The organism is Mycobacterium arosiense ATCC BAA-1401 = DSM 45069 (assembly GCF_002086125.1).
Lineage (GTDB): Bacteria > Actinomycetota > Actinomycetes > Mycobacteriales > Mycobacteriaceae > Mycobacterium > Mycobacterium arosiense.
The window spans coordinates 18407-32396 of the sequence record NZ_MVHG01000060.1 but is presented as its reverse complement, the minus strand read 5'-3'; the positions used below and the strand labels follow the sequence as shown (position 1 = coordinate 32396).

14 protein-coding genes and 1 pseudogene are annotated in these 13990 nt (G+C 66.7%); 13 read left to right on the top strand and 2 right to left on the bottom strand.

The features are described 5' to 3' along the window. A pseudogene (locus BST14_RS19725) lies at positions 1–349 on the bottom strand (penicillin-binding protein); the annotation flags it as partial. Positions 350–404: 55 nt separating this feature from the next. Beyond that, positions 405–839, bottom strand: coding sequence for a DUF5318 family protein (locus BST14_RS19720; RefSeq protein WP_067934865.1), 435 nt, complete (start codon positions 837–839; stop codon positions 405–407). 121 nt (positions 840–960) lie between these two features. Between BST14_RS19720 and BST14_RS19715 the strand changes: the two genes are divergently transcribed. From BST14_RS19715 to BST14_RS19655, 13 genes are all read left to right on the top strand, one after another. After that, the gene (locus BST14_RS19715) at positions 961–1839 is read left to right on the top strand and encodes a DUF1707 SHOCT-like domain-containing protein (RefSeq protein ID WP_083066061.1); all 879 of its coding nucleotides are present in this window, start codon (positions 961–963) and stop codon (positions 1837–1839) included. A 155-nt stretch (positions 1840–1994) separates the two neighbouring features. Then, positions 1995–2537: a PadR family transcriptional regulator gene (locus tag BST14_RS19710; protein WP_066861963.1), complete on the top strand. Its 543-nt coding sequence runs from the start codon at positions 1995–1997 to the stop codon at positions 2535–2537. Positions 2538–2593: 56 nt separating this feature from the next. Next, positions 2594–3691, top strand: coding sequence for an inositol-3-phosphate synthase (locus tag BST14_RS19705; RefSeq protein WP_083066060.1), 1098 nt, complete (start codon positions 2594–2596; stop codon positions 3689–3691). A 145-nt stretch (positions 3692–3836) separates the two neighbouring features. Next, on the top strand, positions 3837–4964 hold the full coding sequence (locus BST14_RS19700; RefSeq protein WP_083066059.1) for an LLM class flavin-dependent oxidoreductase: 1128 nt from the start codon (positions 3837–3839) through the stop codon (positions 4962–4964). Further along, positions 4961–6130, top strand: coding sequence for a sulfotransferase family protein (locus BST14_RS19695; RefSeq protein ID WP_083066058.1), 1170 nt, complete (start codon positions 4961–4963; stop codon positions 6128–6130). The genes BST14_RS19700 and BST14_RS19695 overlap by 4 nt, the downstream gene beginning before the upstream one ends. Before the next feature lies 1 nt (position 6131). Continuing rightward, positions 6132–6935, top strand: a complete 804-nt coding sequence (locus tag BST14_RS19690) for a sugar phosphate isomerase/epimerase family protein (protein ID WP_083066057.1) — start codon at positions 6132–6134, stop codon at positions 6933–6935. A 2-nt stretch (positions 6936–6937) separates the two neighbouring features. After that, on the top strand, positions 6938–8146 hold the full coding sequence (locus BST14_RS19685; protein WP_083066056.1) for a DUF1214 domain-containing protein: 1209 nt from the start codon (positions 6938–6940) through the stop codon (positions 8144–8146). Between the two features lie 50 nt (positions 8147–8196). Then, the gene (locus BST14_RS19680) at positions 8197–9111 is read left to right on the top strand and encodes an Rv0045c family esterase (protein WP_083066055.1); all 915 of its coding nucleotides are present in this window, start codon (positions 8197–8199) and stop codon (positions 9109–9111) included. A gap of 15 nt (positions 9112–9126) precedes the next feature. After that, positions 9127–9939, top strand: coding sequence for an LLM class F420-dependent oxidoreductase (locus tag BST14_RS19675; protein WP_083066054.1), 813 nt, complete (start codon positions 9127–9129; stop codon positions 9937–9939). Between the two features lie 116 nt (positions 9940–10055). Continuing rightward, positions 10056–10796 (top strand): GntR family transcriptional regulator, encoded by a 741-nt coding sequence (locus tag BST14_RS19670; RefSeq protein WP_083066053.1) that lies wholly within the window; start codon positions 10056–10058, stop codon positions 10794–10796. 49 nt (positions 10797–10845) lie between these two features. After that, a complete protein-coding gene (locus BST14_RS19665; protein ID WP_083066052.1) occupies positions 10846–12660 on the top strand; it encodes an ABC transporter substrate-binding protein/permease in 1815 nt (604 codons plus the stop codon). Continuing rightward, the gene (locus BST14_RS19660) at positions 12657–13406 is read left to right on the top strand and encodes an amino acid ABC transporter ATP-binding protein (protein WP_083066051.1); all 750 of its coding nucleotides are present in this window, start codon (positions 12657–12659) and stop codon (positions 13404–13406) included. Before BST14_RS19665 ends, BST14_RS19660 begins: the two co-directional genes overlap by 4 nt. A gap of 65 nt (positions 13407–13471) precedes the next feature. Beyond that, complete coding sequence (locus BST14_RS19655; protein WP_083066050.1) at positions 13472–13975, top strand: MarR family winged helix-turn-helix transcriptional regulator; 504 nt, start codon at positions 13472–13474, stop codon at positions 13973–13975. The last annotated feature ends 15 nt before the right edge of the window (positions 13976–13990 follow it).

The window sequence follows — 13990 nt, the reverse complement described above, 5'->3', positions numbered from 1 at the left end:
GGGGCGGTGGGGGCGGTCCAGCGGGCGGACCACCGCCGAGGCTTGCCCGCTGTTGCCGGCCGGACGTCGTCCCCCGGCTGTCCAGCGCGGCCTTGACCTCGTCGAGCGCGTCGCCCCGCAAGGGGGTGGACGGCGGGCCCGCGAGCGCCGCTCTGACCTCTTCGATGGGATCGGAGCGTCGGGGCGCCCGGTCGTCTTGCACGGGCGGCAGGATCGTGGTCAGTCGATCGTCGGGTGGTGCCTGACGGCGACGGTTGGGGCCGGACGGCGCACCCCGGCGTTCACCATCTTGAGAACCGACGTCCAAACGGTCAGCGTCCGGACGCTCGTTTGAGTTCTGATCGCCCACATGCTCAGTCGCGGGCCCACGTTGGTCACCGGACGATTCGCCGTGGCGTCGTTCGTTATTCAATGGCCGTGCGAGCGTTGTTGCGCGCCGTCCGGGTGCGTCCGGTACCCCGGGGCGGAGGTGCCGTGCGTGCCGCGCCGAGCACGTAGGACTTGACGAGATGGTTCCAGCTGCAGGTCCGGCAGACCTCCACCACGTGGACGGCGAACTCCTCAAACCGAGATGCCAGCATCACCAATTCTTCGGCCGTGCGCGCCGAGCCCGACACCGCACCCAGGTGTTCGCCGAACACCCACGACACCAGCGTCAGCTGTTCCTTGCGGCAGATCGGGCACATGACCTGGCTCGGTTTCCCGTGAAACTTGGCGGCGCGCAGCAGATAAGGGTTCGCGTCGCAGACCTCGGAGACACCGGTGCGGCCCGAATACACCTCGGCCAGCAGTGAGCGCCGCCGGAGCGCGTAGTCCACCACTTGTCGCTGCAGTCGCACGCCCACCAGAGTACGTCGCCATCCCGAGCAGCGATATCGCAACCGAACCGTGGCGGTCCGTGCCGGGTGATCGACGGCGATTTCCGCGCCAAAACGACAGCGGACTTCTACGATCATCCGCGTGGCGAAATGGCTCGGGGCGCCGCCGGCCGGCGGGGCGACCACGACTACCCGTGCCAAGGACACCGATCGCCAAGACACCTGCACGGTCCTCGACGATGCACTGGCCGACGGCGAGCTCTCCGCCGAGGAGCACCGAGAGAGGGTCGGCGCGGCCACCAAGGCGGTGACGCTGGGCGACTTGCATGCCCTGGTGAGCGACCTGCAAACCAACGCCGGGCCGCAGCTGGCGGCCCTTGACTCGCGGCCCACGGCGCCGCGGGTGAGCGGGTGGGGGGTGCTGGCCGCTGCATTCGTCGTGTCGGTGCTGCTGGGCGTCGGGATCGGGTGGGGCCTGTACGGCAACACGCGCTCGCCGCTGGACTTCACGACCGATCCGGGAGCCAAGCCCGACGGAGTCAACGCCGTGGTGTTGACGCCGCCCACCCAGCTGCATTCGGTGGGCGGGCTCACCGGGCTTCTCGAACAGATGCGCAAACGCTTCGGGGACACCATCGGCTACCGGCTGGTGATCTACCCGACCTACGCGTCGTTGGACCGGCCGGACCCGTCGGACGACCGCCGAGTGCTGGCCTATACCTATCGCGGCGGATGGGGCGATCCGACCAGCTCGGCCAAGAGTTCTTCGGATGGTCCGGTTGCGGTCGACGTGAGCAGGTTCGACGTCACGAAGACCGTCGGCATTATGCGCGGGGCCCCGCAGACGCTGCGCATGAAGCCCTCCGATGTGAAAACCACGTACCTGATCGTCGAGCCGGCGACCGACCCGACCACACCGGGTGCGCTCTCGCTGTCGCTGTACGTCTCCAGCGATTACGGCGGCGGATACATCTCCTTCACGGGTGACGGCACCGTCAAGCAGATGAGCCTGCCGGCGTAAGAACCGGTCCCCCGGTGCGTTTCACGCCGCTGCACTGTGACGAACTGCAGACCAACGGCCGAAAGTGTTGTGGCTAATATATCGAGACGATACGATTGCGCGAGGCGTCGAACCGTCGTAACCAGCCACGCAAAGTTTTTAGGGAGGTGATTCGATTGCTGGAGCTCGCCATCCTGGGTCTCCTGATCGAATCGCCCATGCACGGCTACGAGTTACGCAAACGGCTGACCGGTTTACTCGGCGCGTTCCGGGCGTTTTCGTACGGTTCGCTCTACCCGGCCCTGCGGCGTATGCAGGCCGACGGGTTGATTGCCGAGGACGCCGCCCCGGCCGGGACGCCGGTCCGGCGGGCCCGGCGGGTCTACCAGCTGACCGACGAAGGCCGCAGGCGCTTCGGTGAGCTGGTGGCCGACACCGGTCCCCACAATTACACCGACGACGGCTTTGGGGTACACCTGGCGTTCTTCAACCGGACTCCGGCAGAGGCGCGCATGCGCATTCTGGAAGGCCGCCGCCGTCAGGTCGAGGAACGGCGGGAAGGTCTGCGTGAAGCCGTTGCGCGGGCCAGTAGCTCGTTCGACCGCTACACCCGTCAGCTTCATCAATTGGGGCTCGAATCCAGTGAGCGCGAAGTCAAGTGGCTCAACGAGCTCATTGCTGCGGAGCGGGCTATGCCCGGCCTCTCCGAGCAAACGTAAACCACTGCACGAATCCAGCATCCCAGTCAGAGGTCAGAGGTTAGGAGAACGCCCTTATGAGTGAGAAGAACGCGCCGCAGGCGTCGACGGAGGTACGAGTCGCCATTGTCGGCGTCGGTAACTGCGCGTCTTCGCTGGTTCAGGGCGTGCAGTACTACTACGACGCCGACCCGAACAGCACCGTGCCCGGCCTGATGCACGTGAAGTTCGGCCAGTACCACGTCCGCGACGTGAAGTTCGTCGCGGCGTTCGACGTGGACGCCAAGAAGGTCGGTTTCGACCTGTCCGAGGCGATCTTCGCCTCGGAGAACAACACGATCAAGATCGCCGACGTGCCGCCCACCAACGTGACGGTGCAGCGCGGACCGACGCTGGACGGCATCGGTAAGTACTACGCCGACACCATCGAGGTCTCCGACGTCGAGCCCGTCGATGTGGTCGCGGCGCTGCGCGAGGCCAACGTCGACGTGCTGGTGTCCTACCTGCCGGTGGGCTCCGAAGAGGCCGACAAGTTCTATGCCCAGTGCGCCATCGACGCGGGCGTGGCGTTCGTCAACGCCCTGCCGGTGTTCATCGCCTCGGACCCGGTGTGGGCCCAAAAGTTCGCCGACGCCGGCGTGCCCATCGTGGGCGACGACATCAAGAGCCAGGTCGGCGCGACCATCACCCACCGCGTGATGGCCAAGCTGTTCGAGGACCGCGGCGTGCAGCTGGACCGCACCATGCAGCTCAACGTCGGCGGCAACATGGACTTCCTCAACATGCTCGAGCGTGAGCGGCTGGAGTCCAAGAAGATCTCCAAGACGCAGGCCGTCACGTCGAATGTGCAGCGGGAGTTCAAGACCAAGGACGTCCACATCGGCCCGTCCGATCACGTCAGCTGGCTCGATGACCGCAAGTGGGCCTACGTGCGGCTGGAGGGCCGCGCCTTCGGTGACGTGCCGCTGAACTTGGAGTACAAGCTCGAGGTCTGGGACTCACCGAACTCGGCGGGCGTCATCATCGATGCGGTGCGCGCCGCCAAGATCGCCAAGGACCGCGGTATCGGCGGCCCGGTGATCCCGGCGTCGGCGTACCTGATGAAGAGCCCGCCGCAGCAGCTGCCCGACGACATCGCACGCGCACAGCTCGAAGAGTTCATCATCTCGGGCTAAGCCCCGACGTTCGCCCGCTCCTACCGTCGAGTATGGGCCTTGGGGATGAAGTCGCCGGACTGTGCCCTACCCAGGGCGCACACTCGACGCATCAGCGCCGAACCTATCGACACGATGCTGTGCAAGTGCTTAGCATCATGTCTCGATGACCGTTCGGCCCGCGGCGTTCCTCCGCACGACGCTTCCCCTTGACCTGTCCCGGCTCGCCGAACTCGACAGCGGCCGGTACCACTCCATCTGGCTGCCCGATCACATGGTCAGCTTCTGGCCCGACGCGCTCTGGACGCCCGAGTTCACCGACCTGGCCACGGCTTCCCCCTCGCCGCACCGCCACCTGGACGGGCTGGCGGTGGCGGCCGCGGCGGCCGTGCTGACCGAGCGGGTTCCCCTGGTAAGCGCCGTGGTCGATACCGTGCGCCGCCATCCCGCGCTCCTCGCCCAAACTGCGCTGACCATCGATCATTTGGCTAAGGGGCGTTTCATCCTCGGGTTGGGCAGTGGCGAGAGCGAGAACACGCTGCCCTACGGGTTCGACTTCTCGCGTTCGGTCAGCCGGTTCGAGGAAGCGTTGGCGGTGATCCAGTTGCTGTGGCGCAACGACGGCCCAGTCGACTTCGACGGCCAGTTCTACAAGCTGCACCATGCCCGACTGGACACCGAACCCTATGAGGACCGGGTACCGCCGATCTGGATCGGCGCCAGCGGCCCGCGGATGCTCGACATCGCGGGCCGGTATGCCGACGGATGGTGGCCGGCGGGTGCCTGGACTCCCGAGCACTACGCCCAGATGCTCGCCGCGGTCCGAAGCTCCGCCGAACGCGCCGGCCGGGACCCGCTGGCGATCACCCCGTGCTTCATCCAGGTCTGCCTGATCGGCGCGGACGACGAGGCCCTCGCCGAGATTCTGGACGCACCCCTGGTCAAGGCGTTTCTGCTGCAGGTCTCTGCAAAGACGTTGCACGACTTCGGCTTTGAACACCCCATGGGCGAGGACTGGCGGGGATTCCAGGACATCGACCCCGCCGTACTCACCCGAGAGCGGATCCTCGAATTCCTGGACAACGTGCGCCCCGAGATGGTGCTGGCTCTCGTGCCCCACGGCACACCGAAACAGGTCGCCAAGGTAGTCAAGACCTATGTGGACGCGGGCTTGCGCGTACCGAAAATACTCGACTACGGCGCCATGGCCGGATTGGCACACGCGCAGGCCTCGGCCGCGAACGTCCGTGCGGCCGAAGATGAATTGGTGCGGCTCTGCGGACGCCCGGCGTGACAGCACGTTTGGACGCCGCGGAGATGCTCGCCGCCGCAGAGGCCGAGACCGGGCTGCGCGACTATGGCGATCCCACCCTGCCGGAACGGTTCGCCGCCGCCGTCGACCACCTCAACGGTCTGGGCATGGATGCCGACGGCCGTTTCGAAGCCGCACAGGTGTGCCGGTGGCTGCTGACGTCGCGGTTGGAGTTCATCGGGGACCGCAACCGCTACCCGATCGGCGCCGAAGTGATCGAGTCGCCGATGTTCGTCACCGGCGAACCGCGTTCGGGGACAACGCTTATGCACGCGCTGATGTCGGTCGATCCGCACGCCCGCGCGTTGCGGTTCTGGGAGGTGATGTACCCGTCGCCGCCGCCGGGGCTGGCCGGCCCCGATGACGACCGCCGGGCGCGGGCCGATGCCGACTGGCGTGAGATCAACGCCAAGATGCCGAAATGGTTGCACAGCCACCCTTACAACGACATGCTGGGCGACGGGCTCCCCGAGGACGAACGAACCTGGGCGTTCGACTTTCGGGTGATGACCCCCACCGCGTGGTGGCGGGTGCCCATGCAGTCGCTGGTCGGCGGTCTGGCCACCGACCCGGCCGCACAATACCGGTTGCATAAGGCCATGCTCCAACAGCTGCAATACGGTCGCCCGCGAAAATACTGGGTGCTGAAGGGTTTCCACGGTTTCCGGCTCCGCGAGATGTTTGACGCCTATCCCGACGCCACCCTGGTCTGGCTGCACCGCGACCCGGTTCAGGTCGCCGCGTCGCGCACCATGATGATGGCCGACATCGCCGAGGGCATGGTCGGGTCCGTCGACCTGCACGCCTTGGCGAAGATGCATCTGGAACTGACGCGCGCCAGCGTCGCCAACACGATGAGCAACCCCCTGGTCGACGACCAGCGCATCCTGCACGTTCGCTACACCGATTTCGTTGCCGACCAGGTTGCGACGGTGCAACGCTACTACGCCTTCGCCGGCCGTCGGGTCACCCCCGAAGCCGAATCCGCAATGCGCGATTACCTTGCCAACAACCGCGGCGACCGATACGGCAAATTCCGCTACTCCACCCAACTGTTGACCGACATCGGCGAAGACCTCGATTCGCTGCACGCCGAATTCCGGCCCTTCCGTGAACGATTCGGAGTCGACATCGAGAGCCGCGGCTGACATGGCGGCTGCGCACGAACGGCTGTCGGTGCACAATGTCACCTTCTACGGCGAGCCGCTGACCGCGCTGGAGGCCCACTGGGCGGCGCTGGGCGTCGCCCGGCTGAGCGTCCTGGACAGCCAGCTACTCGATCCGGACTTCGCAAAAGTTCTTCAGCGCAACGACTATACGGTTGAGGCGGTATGTCACATCTTCGGTGACGGCCGGCTGGAATCCGGGGCGGAGGCGGCGCGCGGCGCGCTGCTGGCGGTGATCGACGGCGCGGCCGCGGTGGGTGCGCGCGTGGTCTACATGTTGACCGGCGGTCGCGGCGCCCTGACCTGGCCGCAGGCCACCGATCGCTTCTGCACCATGATCGCGCCCTGCGTGGAGCACGCGAACCGGGCGGGCGTGGCCCTGGCGATCGAGAACGCCTCGAGCCTCTACGCCGACATTCATCTCGCCCACACCCTGCGCGATACCATCACACTGGCCGAGATGAGCGGGCTCGGCATCTGCATCGAACTGTTCCACTGCTGGGCGGAGGGCGATTTCGAAGCGATGGTGCAGCGGGCATTGCCACGAACCGAGCTGATCCAGCTCAGCGACTATGTGCTGGGCGACCGCGCGCTCCCGGGTCGCGCGGTGCCCGGCGACGGCACGATTCCGCTCGAGGCGTTCATCGCCCAGGCCCTGGCCGGCGGCTACGCACACGGATTCGACCTGGAACTGATCGGTCCCCGCATCGAAGCGGAGGGCCGTTTGCAGGCCGCGCGACGAGCCTGCGACGTCATCGGGGCGATGCTGCACAGATTGGGCGCGTGACAATGGGTTTCGGCGACGGACCCGACGATGCGGCACTGCAGTCGGCGTGGATCGATTTCTGCGCCCGGCTGCAACGCGCGGGCGAACGGGTCTTCAAAGACGCCAACCCCGCCACCGGGCGCCAGCGCGTCGACGCCTACCGGTTCCTCACGCAAAACCTCGGCCAGGCCTTCGATCTGGGCCTCGAAACCCGCGACACCAGATACCCGGCGCTGCATACCTTCTGCGGCCCGACCCGCAAGCTGGGCGGGGACTGCGCCGACTTCACCTATCAACAAGCCTGGATCGACGGGCAGTCGACCTACCGCCTCACCGGCACCCGCGGCACCTCGCGCTTTTTCAACGTCACCGTCCAGGGGCGGCGCACACCGGGGCCGGGCGTCTTGCACGAGCCGTTCGGCGACACCCCGCAGGCCAATCTGCTCGGCCATCAGCTCGACATCGGCGGCGACGGGCAATTCGAGCTCTACATCGGCGGCCCCGAGCGCGCGCCGAACTGGCTGCCCACCACGCCGGAGTCGCGAAAACTGTTCATCCGCCAGGGTTTTGACCGCTGGGACGAGGCACCTGCGCAGCTGCGCATCGAACGCATCGACATGGACTCCCCCAAGCCGTTGCCCACCCCCGCCGACATCATCGAGGCGATGGGCTGGGCCGGTGAGTTCGTCACCGGCCTGATGACCGATTGGCCCGAATTCCCGTTCACCTACGGCGGCGGCGACGCGGAGCACCCGAACACGTTCCCACGCGTCGGAGCGACCGACGCCGACAGCAAGCGCGGGCGCGCCGCCGCCAACATGTATTGGGAGCTGGCGCCCGACGAGGCGCTGGTCGTCGAATTCGACGCCCACGACGGGCTGTGGATGCTCACCAACATGGGCGTCTTCTTCAACAGCATGGACTACCTCTACCGCCCGGTGAACTATACGCCGAGCCGCACCAAGGTCGACCACGACGGCCGGATCCGTCTGGTGATGGCTCACCGCGATCCCGGCGTGCACAACTGGCTGGACACCCAGGGCTTCGAGCGCGGCAACCTGACCTACCGGCACATGCTCGAGGGCACACCCGCCGTGCTGGACACCCGGGTGGTCGCCCACGACGATCTGCTCGGCGCCCTGCCCACAGGCACCGCCATGGTGAGCGCATCGGAGCGCGCGGCCGCGATGTGGGAGCGTTTCCACGGCATTCGCCGACGTTATGTCCTCTAGCCCGATGGTGGCGATCCGCCGGCTAGACGCCGTGTCTAGGGTCGAAGATCGTGACCGAGATCTCCGAAGACGAACTGGCCGGGCTTTCCGAATTCTCGCTGCTGGCCGAAAACGCCGAGCAGGCCGGCGTCTCCGGCCCGCTGCCCGCCGCCGAGCGGGTCGAGTCGGGCACGGGCGAAGCCAAGATCAGCGCGCTGCGCTGGGGCAGCACCGCCCCGCGGATCGTGTTCCTGCACGGCGGCGGGCAGAACGCGCACACCTGGGACACCATCATCGTCGGCCTCGGCGAGGCCGCGCTGGCGGTCGACCTTCCCGGCCACGGCCACTCCGCCTGGCGGGAGGACGGCGACTATTCGCCGCAGCGCAACGCCGACGCCTTGCTGCCGATCCTGCGCGAGCACGCCGCGTCCGCCGACCTCGTCGTTGGCATGTCGCTGGGCGGGTTGACCGCGATCCGGGTGGGCGCGGTGGCACCTGACCTGGTCGATGAGCTTGTGCTGATCGACGTCACCCCGTCCGCGCTGCAACGGCATTCGGAGATGACCAAGGAGCAACAGGGCACCGTGGCGCTGATGCACGGGGAACGCGAGTTCCCCAGCTTCCAGGCCATGCTCGACCTCACGGTCGCCGCCGCGCCGCACCGTGAGGTGAAGGCGCTGCGCCGCGGCGTGTTTCACAACTCGCGCAGGCTGGACAACGGCAACTGGACGTGGCGCTACGACGCCATCCGCACCTTCCCCGACTTCGCCGGCCTGTGGGACGACGTTGACGCCCTAACCGCGCCCGTGACCCTGGTGCGCGGTGGCTCATCGGGATTCGTCAACGACGAGGACGCGGCCGAGCTGAGTCGTCGCGCAAGGCATTTCCGCTCGGCGCACGTCGTGGAGAATTCGGGACACTCCGTGCAAAGTGACCAGCCCCGCGCGCTGATCGACATCCTGCGCGGGGTGCTCGATGCGCGCTGAGCCTACGGTGGTCCTATGACTTCCGACCGCCCGATCCGCATCGGTGTCCAGCTACAGCCGCAACACGCACCGCAGTACGGCCAGATCCGCGACGCGGTGCGCCGCTGCGAGGACATCGGCGTCGACATCGCCTTCAACTGGGACCACTTCTTCCCGCTCTACGGCGACCCCGATGGCGCACACTTCGAATGCTGGACGATGCTCGGCGCCTGGGCCGAACAGACATCGCGCATTCAGATCGGTGCCCTGGTGACCTGCAACTCCTATCGGAATCCGGAACTGCTGGCCGATATGGCCCGCACCGTCGACCACATTTCGGACGGCCGCCTCGTCCTGGGTATCGGTGCGGGTTGGAAACAAAAGGACTACGACGAGTACGGCTACGAATTCGGCACCGCGGGCAGCCGCCTGGATGACCTGGCCACGGCACTGCCCCGGATCCAAAGTCGACTCACCAAACTGAACCCGGCTCCCACCCGCCACATCCCGATCCTCATCGGCGGCAAGGGCCCACGAAAGACCCTGCGAATGGTCGCCGAACACGGCGACATCTGGCACGGCTTCACCACCGTCGACACCTATCCGGCCGCGGCCGCCGTGCTGGAAGAACACTGCGCCGCCGTGGGACGCGACCCGTCCACCATCGAGAGGTCGGCCGGTGTCGGGAACAACAGCGGTGTTCGCCGCGGGGAGGGCCTCGACGGGTTGATGGCCAACGCCGAAGGCCTCACCGCACTGGGCGTCACACTGCTGACCGTGGGCGTCAATGGTCCCGACTACGACCTGACCGCCGCCGAGGCGCTGTGCAAGTGGCGCAATAGCCGTTGATCCGGCCTGCCCGCATTCGCGTCAGATTCAGCCAAACCCCAGAACGCGCGCGTCAATTATGAGAAACTCTCACCGCCAGATGGTCAAACCCGGTGCGAAAGAGACTCAACAATACGATGCCGAAAAAATACGGGGTCAAAGAAAAAGACCTGGTTGTTTCGCACATCCTGCACCTGTTGTTGACCGGAAAGCTGCGCAGCGGGGACCGCGTCGATCGCAACGAAATTGCAGTGGGCTTGGGAGTCAGCCGGGTGCCCATTCAAGAGGCGCTGGTACAACTCGAACACGACGGCATTGTGTCCACGCGTTACCACCGGGGCGCCTTCGTCGAACGGTTCGATGAAGCCACCGTCCTCGAGCATCACGAGCTCGACGGACTGCTCAATGGGATCGCATCCGCACGCGCGGCCACCAATCCCACACCGCGGATCCTCGGACAGCTCGATTCGCTCATGCGCTCGCTGCGTGCCGCCAAGGACTCGCGCGCCGTCACCGACATCGCGGCCGACTACCGGCGCACCGTCAACGACGAGTACGCCGGACCGCGTCTGCACGCCACCATCCGCGCGTCGCAAAATCTCATCCCCCGCCTGTTCTGGGCGACCTATCAGGGCGGGCGCGACGAGATGCTGCCGTTCTACGAAGACGAGACCTCGGCAATACACCGACGCGACCCCGAAGCCGCGCGGGCGGCGTGCGTCGACCGCTCCCGTCTGATGGCACAGGTCATGCTTGCCGAATTGTTCCGCCGGCGGGTCTTCACCCCACCCGACGACGGCAGCCGGGTCGTTCCCGGCCCGCTGCGGGTAATCGCCGACGCCAACCCGATCCGCGGCGAAGCATCGCTCGCGCTTTGACCCGACGCTGACCGGGCCGTGTCGCCGTTTAGTCGTTACGGTGACACTGATGAGTTTGCGCGTGGGCCGGCACAGCAAGCGCCGCGGAAGGGCCTTCGCCCTGGCCGCGGCAATGCTCATGGTCGGCGGCCTCGCGCTGGGCGGACCGATGGCGCCCGCGGCCGCGGACTGGAATCAATGCGCGCCGGCCGGGGTGAACAGCGCGCGCGCTCTGCCCAAGGATGTGACCGACAGCCCGACCACTGGTGAAAAGGACCGCGACACCACGGCATCGGTCGAGCCGCTCGGCGCAGTCGACGTCGGCGCCTTGGGCCTCGGGGTGCCGGGCGTGCTGACCGTCGGCACGCTGTCGGACGCCCCGCCCAACATCTGCATCAACCCCACCGGCGAATTCAGCGGCTTCGACAACCAACTGCTGCGCGCCATCGCCGACAAACTGGGCCTGCAAGTCCGCTTTGTCAGCACCGACTTTTCGGCGCTGCTGGCCCAGGTGGCGTCGCGGCGGTTCGACGTCGGATCGGCAGCGGTGAAAGCGACCGACGCCCGGCGGCGCATGGTGTCGTTCACCAACGGCTACGACTTCGGCTTCTATTCGCTGGTGGTGCCGCCCGGGTCCGTCATCCATAAATTCGGCGACCTCGCGGCCGGCCAGCGCATCGGCGTCGTGCAGGGCACGGTCGAGGAGTCCTACGTCGTCGACGTCTTGCACCTGCAACCGGTGAAGTATCCCGGCTTTGCCACCTTGTACGCCAGCCTCAAGAGCCGTCAGATCGATGCGTGGGTGGCGCCGGGTACCCTCGCGGCGACCGTCATTCGCCCGGGTGATCCTGCGCTGGTCACCGCAAACACCTACAGCCCAGGCAATTTCGTGGCATACGCGGTCGCCCACGGCAACAAGCCGTTGATCGACGCGCTCAATTCCGGGCTGGACGCCGTCATCACCGACGGCACCTGGGCGCACCTGTACAGCCAGTGGGTACCGCGGTCGCTGCCGCCCGGCTGGAAACCCGGCTCCAAGGCCGCGCCCATCCCCCGGTTGCCGGACTTTGCCGCGATCGCGAAACAGCACCGCTCACCGGCGGGGCCCCCCGCCCCGAAATCACCACTGGCCCAGCTCGGTGACTCCTTCTTCGACTGGGACATGTACCGGCAAGCCATCCCGATGTTGTTCACCACCGGGTTGCCCAACACCTTGATCCTGACCAACAGCGCCCTCGTGATCGGCCTGGCGTTCGGGATGGTGCTCGCGATGGCGGGAATTTCGCACCGACGCTGGCTGCGCTGGCCGGCGCGGGTGTACACCGACATCTTCCGCGGCCTGCCCGAAGTGGTGATCATTCTGCTCATCGGGATGGGCGTCGGCCCATTGGTCAGCGGGCTGACCAATAAGAACCCGTACCCGCTCGGCATCGCCGCGCTGGGATTGATGGCCGCCGCCTACATCGGCGAGATCCTGCGCTCCGGAATTCAAAGCGTCGACCCCGGACAACTCGAAGCGTCCCGGGCGCTCGGCTTCAGCTATGTCACCGCGATGCGGCTGGTGGTGGTACCGCAGGGAATCCGGCGCGTCCTGCCCGCCCTGGTCAACCAGGCCATCGGGCTGCTGAAAGCCTCGGCCCTGGTGTACTTCCTCGGCCTGATCGCCGATCAGCGAGAACTGTTCCAGGTGGGACGGGACCTCAACGCTCAAACCGGGAGCCTGTCACCGTTGGTGGCCGCCGGCCTCTTTTACCTGCTATTGACCATTCCACTAACGCATTTGGTCAACTACATCGACAACCGGCTTCGCCGCGGACGCCGGGCCGCCGCGCCAGAAGATGACGCCGACATGCTCGCGACGACGTTCGGCCAGGAAATCACGTGACCTCCGGCACATACGGACGTGAGTCAGTCTCGCTGGCGGCCAACGACATTCACCAGACGCTGGGCGGGACCAAGGTGCTGCGCGGCGTCGATGTCGAGGCCCCCGCCGGCAGCACCGTCGCGGTTATCGGGCCGTCCGGCTCGGGCAAGTCGACACTGCTGCGCACCCTGAACCGCCTCTATGAGCCCGACAGCGGCGACATTCTGCTGGATGGCAGATCGGTGCTGCGCGACGATCCCAACGAGCTCCGCCAGCGGATCGGAATGGTGTTCCAGCATTTCAATCTGTTCCCGCACCTCAGCGTGCTGGACAACGTGGTGATGGCGCCGCGCAAGTTGCGGCGTCTGTCGTCCGAGGAGGCCCGGGACCTGGCGGTGGCACAGCTGGACCGAGTTGGCCTGAAGCACAAGGCCGCCGCGCGCCCCGGCATGCTGTCGGGTGGCCAACAGCAGCGGGTGGCGATCGCACGCGCGTTGGCGATGGCTCCCCAGGTGATGTTTTTCGACGAGGCGACCTCTGCGCTGGATCCCGAAATGGTCAAGGGAATACTGCAACTCATCGCCGACCTTGGCGCCGATGGCATGACAATGGTTGTGGTAACCCACGAAATGGGCTTCGCACGGTCGGCGTCGGATGCCGTCGTGTTCATGGATCACGGCAAGGTTGTGGAATCGGGGCCGCCCGAGCGGATATTCGAAGCGGCAGAGACCCAACGACTGCAGCGGTTTTTGTCCCAAGTGCTTTGATCTGGACTAACCGGAGGGCAATAGCTCCCTTGTAAGCACCTCATATCGGGATAGACTCCCGATTTATGGCGGACAGCGAAACGAACCCGGCCGACGTAGCCGAGCTCGCCGAAGGTTTGCATCGAGCGCTGTCCAAATTGTTTGCGATTCTCCGCCGTGGCGACCCCAGCGGCGCGGCCGCCGGGGACCTGACCCTGGCGCAATTGTCGATCCTGGTGACCCTGCTCGACCAGGGCCCGATTCGAATGACCGATCTCGCCGCGCACGAACGGGTGCGCACCCCCACCACGACGGTGGCGATCCGGCGCCTGGAGAAGGTCGGGCTGGTCAAGCGTTCCCGCGACCCGTCCGATCTGCGAGCGGTGCTCGTGGACATCACGCCGCGGGGGCGGGCCGTTCACGGTGAGTCGCTGGCCAATCGGCGCGCTTCCCTGGCCGCGATGCTGAGCCAGCTCCCGGCGTCGGACCTCAACACCCTGATGCAGGCGCTGGCGCCGCTGGAACGGCTGGCCTCCGGCGATCCGACGTCCGGGCCCGCCGGCATGCCGCCCGCGCGCCAGGAAGCCTGAAAGCCCAGTCTCCTC